This window comes from Baaleninema simplex PCC 7105 (genome assembly GCF_000332355.1).
Classification (GTDB): Bacteria; Cyanobacteriota; Cyanobacteriia; order Cyanobacteriales; family Geitlerinemataceae; genus Baaleninema; species Baaleninema simplex.
In genome coordinates, this window is the sequence record NZ_KB235958.1 from 764,476 (window position 1) to 774,372 (window position 9,897).

Genomic DNA, 9,897 nt, shown 5'->3' on the forward strand with positions numbered 1-9,897 from the left:
GCTGCTCGCTGATGCTTAGCCGTCCGACGATGCTGGCGACTGCCCGCTGTCGTCCCCGCGTTGTGCCGCTACTTGTGCGGATAAAAAAAGACCGATTTCTGGCCCGACATGCTCTAGCCAATGCCCACGCACTGCTTTCTCTATCCCTTCCAAGCTCTTGACGGCTTCTGGAGCCGTCTCTTCGTAGAGCAATTCGGCTAACTCCTGAGTGAGTTCTTTGAGGCGGGCTTGCTTAGATGCATCCATGGGTCTGACCGGTTTCGTTATGAACTGCCCAAAGCTTAGCTCTTATGCTGCTCTTTAAGGGTAAGCATTTTTGCTTATTGCATAACTGGGATGCACCCGTCCAGATTTTTCGGCTGTGTCACATAGCTTTGTCTGTGGGCGGTATACATTGGCGGTGCGTGACGATTTATCGGTCTAAGGATTTATACCCTATTTTTCAAGTCACGCACCCTACTGTTACCTGTTAACTATCTTCACTGCTCGCTGTTCACTGTTCACTGTAAAACGCGCACCCTACTGTTACCTGTTAACTGTCTTCACTGTTCACTGTAAATGTTTCTCCTTCTCCCCCTCTACACCTCTCTCTTGCTAAAACTGGCGATCGCCACTTTTCTACTCAGTGGAACCTTCAACAATTCGGCGATCGCACAAATTCAACTGTCTTCAGAATTCGATCCCGATCCTTACCCCGTCACCGGAACCTCGGGAGGCGAACAATATAGCCAAGATTGCGGTTATATCAGCGGTTTACCCAACTTCACCGTCACCTTAAACGAAGAATTCTCAAATTTACGACTGTTTGTCGAGTCAGAAGCCGACGTGACGCTGTTAGTCGAAACGCCGTCAGAACGACTGTGTTCCGACGACGTTTCCGAACGGATGCCCGAATTGTCCGGGCGCTGGGTTCCCGGCGAATATTACATTTGGGTAGGAGACTGGGGTAACTCGGGAGACTTCACCCTCTATTTCGATCGCTAGGAAGACGACACAGCTTCCACCGAACCCACCTCAGCCTCCGGAAGTGGCGGACGCAGCGACAGATACACCAACAAGCCCAACAGCGGAATCAGCGACGCCGCCCAAAATACGCCTCGATTGCGGAGTCCCCGCCGTTCCATATCGTCTTCGAGAAGGGTGGGAACCAGCAGACACAGCATACAAAAATCGAGACTCATCACATGGATAAAGCGGCTGTCGTACCATTGGGCGACGAAATCGTTCCAATTCCCTTGGCTGAGACCGTAAACCAGACAGGCGATCGCCCCCAGGGTTAAAATTCCCCCCAAAATGCGCGAATCCCAGAATTTCAAAAATGCGTTTTTCTCCCCTGTAAAGGTGGGGTTGGGTTCCCGCAACGCCAGATAGGGGAGAATCGCAAACGCCCCCACGCCGAAAGAGGCAGTGACAAACGGCCAAGCCCCAATTTTTTGACCGCGTCCGTCGGCGAAGAGAAGACAACTGTAAGCTAAGGGTAAAATGCCCATCAGGTTAAACAAAGCGACGATAAGGGGGTTGATGTCGCTCCAGTTGCCCGAGGAAAGGTCGATAATCAGATCGAGGGTTTCGCTGCGATCGGGTGGGGCGAAACCAAAGGCGTAGACGAGGCTAATCAGCCACAGTCCGCCGAAGAGTAGTTTTCGGGTCATAGTCGGCGTTCGTGTTGGAGATAGGTTTGTTTAGGGTAGAAGGTGGAACGATACTTTTTCAAGCGATCGCCGTTTTTTGCACCACAGAGACACCGAGGACACGGAGAATTTTATAGAGACTATTTTAAGCTAATCTAGTCATATAGCAGTCCTAAATGAGTCGTCAAAAATTAAAACACCCGAAAAAATCTGATTCCCCGTTTCCCGTTCCCCGTTCCGATTCCCTTTTTGTCTCAATTTTTTACACAACTAATTTAGAGTTGCTATATATTATCCAATAAATTTAAATTTATATTTAAACGAAAGTTTGTCGTCAAACAGATCCCCGAATCTCTGTGTTCTCTGTGCCTCTGTGGTGAATATTTTTTATCAAAATTTTTAAAAAATATTGATTTGTTGAGTTTTTTAAAAACTATCGATAATCTTGAAAGGATTTGATAGAGTTTAGAAAACCCTAAATTAAGCGTTATGAACGTTTTAAGTGTTTCAGCAACCTTTCCCTATCCGCCAAGTCGGGGCGGAACGCAAGTTAGAACGTTTAATTTACTCAAGTATTTGAATCAGTACCATCCTGTAACCTTAGTGACGCAACGTCAAGCGGGCGTGACGGACGAAGAAATCGAAGCGTTGCGAGGTTACGTTCGCGAACTGGTTGTGTTCGATCGCCCGCCGAACGAAGACACCACCACCTTTGAAAAAGTCAAACGGTTCGCCGGATTTCTCGTAGGGGGAACGCCGCCGAGTGTCTTGTCTTATCGATCGCACCCCATGCAAGATTGGCTCGATCGCGCCGTAAAATCAGGAAAATACGACGCCATCACCTGCGAACACAGCGTCAACGAGATTTTCGTCCGTCCCCAATGGCGAAACCACCTCAAAACCCTCGTTAACGTTCACAGTTCCGTCTTTGGAACCTGTCGCCAGCAACTCGAAACCGGAACCGCCGAACGTCCCCTGCGCGATCGCCTCAACCTCCCGCTGCTGTTCCGCTACGAAAACCGCTACTGTCAGAAATTTTCTAACATCGTCGTCACCACCCCCGAAGACGGAGCGCAAATGAAGTTTTTCAACCCCGACAGTCGCATCGCCGTCATTCCCAACGGCGTCGATCTCGAACTGTTTCCCATGCGTCCCACCGATCCCGGCGGTCACAATCTGGTTTTTGTCGGAGCGATGGACAACATCGCCAACATTGACGCCGTGACGTTTTTAGCCAAAGAAGTGCTTCCCCGAGTTAAAGAACGCCACCCCAACACCACCTTAACCCTAGTGGGGTCGAAACCCGTTCCCGACGTCCAAAAACTGACCGAGATTCCCGGTGTCAGCGTCACGGGGCGAGTTCCATCGATGGCGGACTACCTCCATCAAGCGACAGTTTGCGTAGTATCGATGCGAATCGGCTACGGAATCAAAAACAAAACACTCGAAGCAATGGCGGCGGGAACCCCCGTGATTGGAAGCGACGCGGGGTTAGAAGGGTTGCGCGTCGATGGGGAAGAAGTTCCGCTGCGGGCGTTGCGGGCGAACCGCGTTGAAGAGTACGTCCGAGACATCGATCGCCTGTTTGAAGACCCTCAGTTACGAGAAACCCTATCTGACAACGGGCGATCGTACGTCGAAACCCAGTTTACCTGGGAACGGGCGGGGCAGTTGTACGAACGGGCGATTTCGACGCCGTGAAGGGAGAGGGGGAGAGGGGGAGAGAGGGAGAGGGGGAGAGAGGGAGAGAGGGAGAGGGGGAGAGAGGGAGAGGGGGGAGAAACTGTTCCCCGTTCCCCGTTCCCTCTCTTCACTGGTGACTGGTGACTGGCGACTGGTGACTGTTAAAGCCGTCCGACCCAATCGAGCAAATAATGGGCTAACTCTAATTTGGTGCAAGAGTCGATCGAACTTTGATTTCCGTCGGCGTCGATAAATACCGCTTGGTTGAAATTGCTGGCGAATCCTGAATTCGGAACGTCGATGGGGTTGGCGACGATCGCATCGAGTTTCTTCTGACGCAACTTTTCCAACGCGGGCGTTACGATATCCCCCGTTTGAGCCGCAAACCCGATAATGCGTTGGTGGGGTTGTTTGCGTTGACATAACTGTCCGACGATATCCCTCACGGGAACCAGCGGTAACGCCTCGGGGAGCTTCGTTTTCGGTAATTTCTGACCGTATTTCTGAGCGGGTTTCACGTCCGCTACCGCCGCCGTCATCACCACCCAGTCCGCCTCGGGTAGAAATTCCAACAGTCGCTCTTCCATCTCTTCGGAGTTTGCCACAGAGACCCCGCGAATCCCCGTCAAATCCGATACCACCTCTGGCGTCACCGAACCGTACACTAGCGTTACTTTCGCGCCGCGATGGGCGGCCGCCCGAGCCACTGCAACCCCCATTTTTCCCGTAGAGGGGTTGCCGATGAAGCGAACGGGGTCGAAGTACTCGCGAGTTCCCCCCGCACTGACGAGAACGTGGCGTCCTTCTAAGTCTTTAACGCCGTTGCTGTGGAGTAGCGAGGCGATGTGGGTGACAATGCGATCGCTCTCTGCCATACGTCCGACGCCCACGCGATCGCAGGCCAAGCGTCCCGAACCCGGCGAAACGCCATGAAATCTCGGGTCTTCCAACAGTTGCATCCAATTGCGACGAACGGACATCTGTTGCCACATATCCGTATTCATCGCCGGAGCCACCAACACGGGACAGGTGGATGCCAAAATCGTGTTGGTCAGCAGATTGTCCGCCAACCCGTTGGCTAGTTTTCCCAACGTATTGGCCGTCATGGGGGCGATAACGATCAGCTCAGCCCATTCCCCCAACTCGATATGCAGGGGACGGCCGCGTACGGAGTTCCAAAAACTCTCGTCCGTGTAAGCCGGATGGCGACAGAGGGTCGCGACCGTTAGCGGAGTGACGAACGCCTCCGCTCCCGAGGTCAAGACGGCACGAACCTCCGCCCCGTCTTTTGCCAACCTGGAGATAACTTCACAGACCTTGTAGGCAGCAATGCCACCGGTCAAGCCGATGAGAACTCGTTTTCCAGTCAGTAATGACATTCAAGCGTATAAACTCGAGACTGCTCCGCGCGAACTCTTAACTTTCGTCGCAGTCTTCAAATTCTAATAGATAGCTGTAAGGTTCGACGAGTTCCGGTCGCTGGTAGGCGATCGCCCGCAATAGATGCCAATCGTCCAAACCTTCAAAGGGATTGGCATAAGCATCTGCATCGAGACGATCTGCCAGCGTTTTAACGTCGGCCTCCGTCAACGCCGAAATTTTTTGACGAGATACGCTTAAGGTCGTCATGGCTCTCACCTCCCTAGGGGCAAACAGACAAAGTTGCTCGATTTTGATGTCGTCTGTTCTCTGTGTTTTATCTTAATGCGATCGCCGACGGTTCTGGGGAGGAGGTTTACGTTTTGTTATTTTGTGTTACCGATCGGCAACATTAACTGGACGTATGGTCGAGGACGAACTGACGCAATCGCAGCACTTCTTGAGGACAGATTTGATGTGCCATCTCGAACTCTTCGTACTGTACCGTGACGCCGCGTTCGGACAAGCGATCGCGGGTGTCGCGAGCCGCCGACAGGGGAACGATGGGATCTTGGCGGCCGTGCATCACTAAAACCGGCGGAAATCGAGCGTTTCCGTCCACCGCATCGTGGAGATAGCCGCTCATGGACACCAACCCCGCTAACGGATACCTCGCCCCCACGTCCAGGGTCATGGCTCCTCCTTGAGAAAATCCCGCCAGTACCGTGTTCGAGAGCGGAATTCCCGTTTTCGCTTCCAAACGATCGAACCACCCGACGAGGCGATCGCGACTCTCCACTAAGCCTTCGTACTCTTGAGTTTCCAAGTCGTACCACATTTTTCCACCGGGAACGTAGGGGTGGGGGAGCGGCGCGTCGGGACAGAGACAGAGATAATCTGGTAAGTTCAAAAGCGGATGTAACGACGCCAAATCTCTGGCGTTAGCGCCCCACCCGTGAAGGAGGACGATCGCCGCCGTCGGCGTTTTGTCGCTGTTTGGTGCGATTTCAATAACATCGAGTGACACGGCGTTCTTGCCTCTCAATAACGGGGGTTAAAACTCTCAATTCTCCGGTCGATCCTACCCCGAGATGGCTGGGATTTCGTTCTCGTTCTGCTCGATCGCCGTTTCGATATTTGCTGCGGACTTCATGACGTACTCTCCTCGTCCCGATCCTCCCACCCAGGACGCGATCGATCCCTTCGATCGCACCGCCGCCAATCGCACCGAAAATCCGTTTTTCGCCGATCGTAAGAGCGATCGCCCCACTTCCCAAGCCAGCGATCGCCCCGCTTCTCTGTCATCGTTACCCCGTCCGATGTCATATCCCGCCCTCCTCGAGTGGACGAAAAACAACGAACGGGAAGCCGATCTCCAACGGCAACACACGCAACAGTACGTCGCCGATCTCAAGGACGAAGGGGAAAAACGCCTGGCTGCCGAACGCCGCAAACTCTGGTTGGAGTGGGGACTTTTGGTGTTCGTGTTGTTGGCGATGTTTGGAATTTCGCTCTTACAATTTTTGCCGATCGCCGGTTTCGGAGACTGGGGAGGTACGCCGACGACACCGAAGAATTCAGCAGAACCTTCTACCTCCAACGCGTTTCGGGTAACGCGTCCTGTAGACGAAGACGCCTCATCTCCAGACGACACCCCAGCCGACGCTTCGATCCGCTCTCCAGCCGATTCACGCGACACTCAAACAGAGATCGATCGCGCCTTGGGACGCTGGCGGTGGGATTGGACAGAGAAACCGGACGCTCCCGCCTCAGAAACTCCCTCTCAAACGGAGATCGATCGCGCCTTGGGACGCTGGCGGTGGGATTGGACAGAGGAACCGGACGCTCCCGCCTCAGATGGGTTGTCTTCCGAGAGAATCCCAGCGATCGGATTTCCCAGTGCAGCAGTCTGGGGCGATCGCGGTGGCGATACGGAAGAAACGGGCGATCGCGGACTCGATGAATTTCAAAGCGACAGTTCTTCCCCGTTACCCACCCTCAACCTCAACGACAACGCCGTCCGTTCCGAGTTTGGCGTCGATATTTGGTTGCCCGAGGGATCGCACCTGTACGCCGTCGGCAAAAACGGCGAAAAAGTGACGGTACGCTGCGAGTCTCTCTCGAACGATGGATTTTCCGCGACGATCGTTAGTGAAAGTTTGCCCGAGTATACGTTTCGAGCGTCAAATTTAGACAGTTGTTTGGCTGGGACACACCATCCCGGCGAGGCGATCGCTACCGTAGGAGATTCTCTCAACTCGGGCGATCCTCATTTCCATTGGGAAGTCCAACGCAACGGAACCCCCATCGATCCGCCACTTTGGTCGATCGAATACGTTATCAAAGGCGATCTATCTGTAGATTTACCGAAAAAATCCTTCGATTGAAGGGGGTTCTACGCTAATAGAAGTCCCAATCACACCAATAAGTCAACGATCTCCGATTCACTTTTTTTGTTTTTTTATATTTTTAAATCCATTTAAATTGGTTTAAAGAAATTTAAAAATATATGAGCTTTTTTTGTAGTTCCTATTATATTTTTTTGAATTAACTCTATCGATCGATATCGCTTCAGGGTGCATCTCACTTTTGTAAAAATATAAGTCTGGAGTAGGTTGGACTTCGGCAACGCTGCCGTCCAGGGGTGGAGCGACAGCAAAACCCAACAACAGCTCAACTCAGTTCAGAGACTCCGATCTGATAAATTTACATCTTTGAAATACACCCGACTTATTGGATTAAATAATAGTATTTTAGAGTCGGATTTCGTACGATCGTAAATCCACAAATTATCGATAACCGAGGATTTAAAAAAATACGAACATCTCGAAAAAAATATAGATGTCCTAAATGAGTCGTCAAAAATTAAAAACCAGAAAAAACTCGATTCCGTGTTTCCTGTTCCTGCTTCCCTGTTTGTCCCAATTTTGTTACACAACCGATTTAGGGTTGCCGATCGTGTTTTATGAACAAAGCAAAATTAGGTGAGTTTGACAGATTATACTGCAAGAACAACGTTAAATGCAGGAATTAGAGAGTATAACCGGACGATAGATAGCCCGTCATTTCTTAAAAAAACAACGCAACCCCGACCCCCAACCGATCGCCCCCGAAAAAACACAGAGAAGCGATCGGTCGTTCTGCCAATTTCCTCAGTGAAACCCAGCGCGTTAAACTAAAATGCACGAAAACGACTCGAGAGAGCCAAATCTAGACCGAAAACATCTATTTCAGGCAAAATGACGACTCAACTGCCACTCGGGGACGCATCACGACAACCGCTCGACTCGCAGCGACAAAGCCGCTCCGATCGCGAGCAGACGAATCCCTATCTCAACACGAAGAGTTTCCCAAAAGCATCGGAAATTTATCCCGCACCACCGAGGTATCGCCCTAAGCCCAAGCCCGATCCTCGCCTTTCTCTACCGTCGCAACCCTCCCCATTGCCGACAACGCAATTTTCGACCTATCATCCCTTATATCGTTGGGCCCGCCAGCTCGAAGCCGAACGCGCGGCGCAGATCGAAGACGCCGAAGCCCGCATCGCTGCCCTCAAAGACCGTCACGAAAACTTGTTGGCAGACGATCCGCATCTGTGGTGGGAATTAGTCGTCTTATTTCTAGCCGCACTCGGCATTAGTTGGGGCTATATTTCATTTTTCGCCACCCCGAGCGATCGCCGCGCCTCCAATGCGATCGTTTCCCTCAAACCGACCCCCAAACTGGCATCGCAACCCCTTCCCCCACGGGTTAAAGACAGTGGGGACGCCCCGATCGAACGACAAGTTCAGCTCAAAGGAGAGAAGACGCCCCTCGCCACACAACCGCTGTCCGAGTCGAAACTTCCCCTCGCGCGATCGACCCAAACCTTCAAAGGTGCGATCGACGGAATCGCCAAAAAACTGCCCCCCGACCTCGAAAAACCCGTCACCGACAACCAACGCATCGCGGGCTACCGTGTCACCGATGTTTTCTTACCATGCCAGGCGGCGGACTACTCCGACTGTCGTGCCGTCCATCCCGTTTACGGCAGCTACAGCGTCCCCCATTGGGGCGTCGATATCGCCATGCCGTACGGCGCACCCTTGCGGGCAGTCGGTCAAAACAAAGCCGCCGTTCGCGTCGCGTGTTCTTACAAAGCTGGAGGCGGACTGACGGCAACGATGTACAGCGATAGCTTTCCCGAGTACGAATTCCGGGCGATGCACCTCAGCGATTGCTTACCGGGAACTTACGAAGCCGGGGATATCGTAGCCGCCGTGGGTTCGAGCGGAGGCACTACCGGCCCTCATCTCCACTGGGAAGCCAAATTTTACGATCGCCACATCGATCCCCCCCGTTGGTCGATCGAATACGTCATCAAAGGCGATATCGTTTTGGAAATTCCCAAAAAATACACCTATTAAATCGCAAACCCTCAAATTACCAACCAAATCGCCAAGCCCCAAAACGGCACGAATCGCAACCAACGCACTGCACTCCCAACGGGTTCGACAGCACCGATTAACACGGCTTGGAAAATCCCGAACAACACCAAATCCGTACTGAATGCCACCGTCACGCGATCGCTCGTCACCTTTTCCACAAAAAACTGCAACCGTTCCGCCCATCCCCCGAACTCCGGGCGTCCCCTAAAAAACCAAACCACGGCGATCGCGCCGACTACCAACCCCGTCCAGCCAAAAACCCGCGCCAGCAGTCCCTTTTCGCGCCGCTGGCTGACATCGGGAACCGTGAGCGATCGCCGTGCCATATAGGGCATTAGCGGGACTTAAACGGTAAAAAAGGTAAAATAAAAGCAAAACCCTTGACTGAAAAGGATTTAAGGTGGAGAGTGTCCCCATGAGAGAGACCACCCCAGCCGCTATGCCACCCTGCTTTGAGAAGTGGTGCAAGCGTTTCGACCCCGACTTCAAAACCCAAGCACAAAAAAAGGGGTTTAGACACTATTTGGGAGGATTACTCGGGGAAAGCCAGCGAAAAAAACATAACTCAGATGGCAAACGACTCGGTGGGAGTGGTTTACAACCGCTTACATCATTTTATAACGGAATCCCCTTGGGAGGAGAAGCGTATTAACGAACGTCGTTTAAAAGGTGGTGGACTCCTGCCATCAAACCCGAGTGGTCGGGATTTGCCTTGCTGCTCGATGATACAGGACATCGAAAAGCGGCAACTTCACCGCAGGTGTGGGAAGACAGTACATCGGAGAAATCGGCAAGCT

10 protein-coding genes and 1 pseudogene are annotated in these 9,897 nt (G+C 52.4%); 5 read left to right on the forward strand and 6 right to left on the reverse strand.

Features of this window, described 5'->3' with window-relative positions:
• Positions 1-15: 15 nt before the first annotated feature.
• The gene (locus GEI7105_RS0105345; protein WP_017659457.1) at positions 16-246 is read right to left on the reverse strand and encodes a hypothetical protein; all 231 of its coding nucleotides are present in this window, start codon (positions 244-246) and stop codon (positions 16-18) included.
• Positions 247-558: 312 nt separating this feature from the next.
• Between GEI7105_RS0105345 and GEI7105_RS29160 the strand changes: the two genes are divergently transcribed.
• Positions 559-984, forward strand: coding sequence for a hypothetical protein (locus GEI7105_RS29160; protein ID WP_017659458.1), 426 nt, complete (start codon positions 559-561; stop codon positions 982-984).
• On the opposite strand, the gene GEI7105_RS0105355 is transcribed toward GEI7105_RS29160, so the two are convergent.
• Entirely contained in the window at positions 981-1,652 is a 672-nt protein-coding gene (locus GEI7105_RS0105355; RefSeq protein ID WP_017659459.1) for a hypothetical protein, read from the reverse strand. The genes GEI7105_RS29160 and GEI7105_RS0105355 overlap by 4 nt on opposite strands.
• A gap of 468 nt (positions 1,653-2,120) precedes the next feature.
• Here GEI7105_RS0105355 and GEI7105_RS0105360 point away from each other — a divergent pair, with 468 nt between their 5' ends.
• Positions 2,121-3,332 (forward strand): glycosyltransferase family 4 protein, encoded by a 1,212-nt coding sequence (locus GEI7105_RS0105360; protein ID WP_017659460.1) that lies wholly within the window; start codon positions 2,121-2,123, stop codon positions 3,330-3,332.
• Between the two features lie 143 nt (positions 3,333-3,475).
• Here the strand turns inward: GEI7105_RS0105360 and coaBC are convergent, their stop codons facing one another.
• The 3 genes from coaBC to GEI7105_RS0105375 all read right to left on the reverse strand — a co-directional run bounded on the left by coaBC (position 3,476) and on the right by GEI7105_RS0105375 (position 5,700).
• Entirely contained in the window at positions 3,476-4,693 is a 1,218-nt protein-coding gene (gene coaBC / locus GEI7105_RS0105365) for a bifunctional phosphopantothenoylcysteine decarboxylase/phosphopantothenate--cysteine ligase CoaBC (RefSeq protein WP_017659461.1), read from the reverse strand.
• Positions 4,694-4,730: 37 nt separating this feature from the next.
• Entirely contained in the window at positions 4,731-4,943 is a 213-nt protein-coding gene (gene isiD, locus GEI7105_RS0105370) for a protein IsiD (RefSeq protein WP_026097449.1), read from the reverse strand.
• A gap of 142 nt (positions 4,944-5,085) precedes the next feature.
• Positions 5,086-5,700 carry an alpha/beta hydrolase gene (locus GEI7105_RS0105375; RefSeq protein WP_017659463.1) on the reverse strand — a complete coding sequence of 205 codons (615 nt, stop codon included), beginning with the start codon at positions 5,698-5,700 and terminating at the stop codon, positions 5,086-5,088.
• Positions 5,701-5,824: 124 nt separating this feature from the next.
• Between GEI7105_RS0105375 and GEI7105_RS0105380 the strand changes: the two genes are divergently transcribed.
• Together GEI7105_RS0105380 and GEI7105_RS0105385 are read left to right on the forward strand one after the other, a co-directional pair.
• Complete coding sequence (locus GEI7105_RS0105380) at positions 5,825-7,060, forward strand: M23 family metallopeptidase (protein ID WP_017659464.1); 1,236 nt, start codon at positions 5,825-5,827, stop codon at positions 7,058-7,060.
• Positions 7,061-7,912: 852 nt separating this feature from the next.
• Positions 7,913-9,079 carry a M23 family metallopeptidase gene (locus GEI7105_RS0105385; RefSeq protein ID WP_083862323.1) on the forward strand — a complete coding sequence of 389 codons (1,167 nt, stop codon included), beginning with the start codon at positions 7,913-7,915 and terminating at the stop codon, positions 9,077-9,079.
• An 11-nt stretch (positions 9,080-9,090) separates the two neighbouring features.
• On the opposite strand, the gene GEI7105_RS29165 is transcribed toward GEI7105_RS0105385, so the two are convergent.
• Complete coding sequence (locus tag GEI7105_RS29165; protein ID WP_144053679.1) at positions 9,091-9,435, reverse strand: hypothetical protein; 345 nt, start codon at positions 9,433-9,435, stop codon at positions 9,091-9,093.
• Between the two features lie 80 nt (positions 9,436-9,515).
• Between GEI7105_RS29165 and GEI7105_RS36760 the strand changes: the two are divergent.
• Positions 9,516-9,897, forward strand: a pseudogene (locus GEI7105_RS36760) (transposase); the annotation flags it as partial.

Bases quoted from the DNA above. Each gene is read 5' to 3' on its own strand.
- GEI7105_RS0105345 (WP_017659457.1), bottom strand. From the start codon at position 246: ATGGATGCATCTAAGCAAGCCCGCCTCAAAGAACTCACTCAGGAGTTA.
- GEI7105_RS29160 (WP_017659458.1), top strand. From the start codon at position 559: ATGTTTCTCCTTCTCCCCCTCTACACCTCTCTCTTGCTAAAACTGGCG.
- GEI7105_RS0105355 (WP_017659459.1), bottom strand. From the start codon at position 1,652: ATGACCCGAAAACTACTCTTCGGCGGACTGTGGCTGATTAGCCTCGTC.
- GEI7105_RS0105360 (WP_017659460.1), top strand. From the start codon at position 2,121: ATGAACGTTTTAAGTGTTTCAGCAACCTTTCCCTATCCGCCAAGTCGG.
- coaBC (WP_017659461.1), bottom strand. From the start codon at position 4,693: ATGTCATTACTGACTGGAAAACGAGTTCTCATCGGCTTGACCGGTGGC.
- isiD (WP_026097449.1), bottom strand. From the start codon at position 4,943: ATGACGACCTTAAGCGTATCTCGTCAAAAAATTTCGGCGTTGACGGAG.
- GEI7105_RS0105380 (WP_017659464.1), top strand. From the start codon at position 5,825: ATGACGTACTCTCCTCGTCCCGATCCTCCCACCCAGGACGCGATCGAT.
- GEI7105_RS0105385 (WP_083862323.1), top strand. From the start codon at position 7,913: ATGACGACTCAACTGCCACTCGGGGACGCATCACGACAACCGCTCGAC.
- GEI7105_RS29165 (WP_144053679.1), bottom strand. From the start codon at position 9,435: ATGCCCTATATGGCACGGCGATCGCTCACGGTTCCCGATGTCAGCCAG.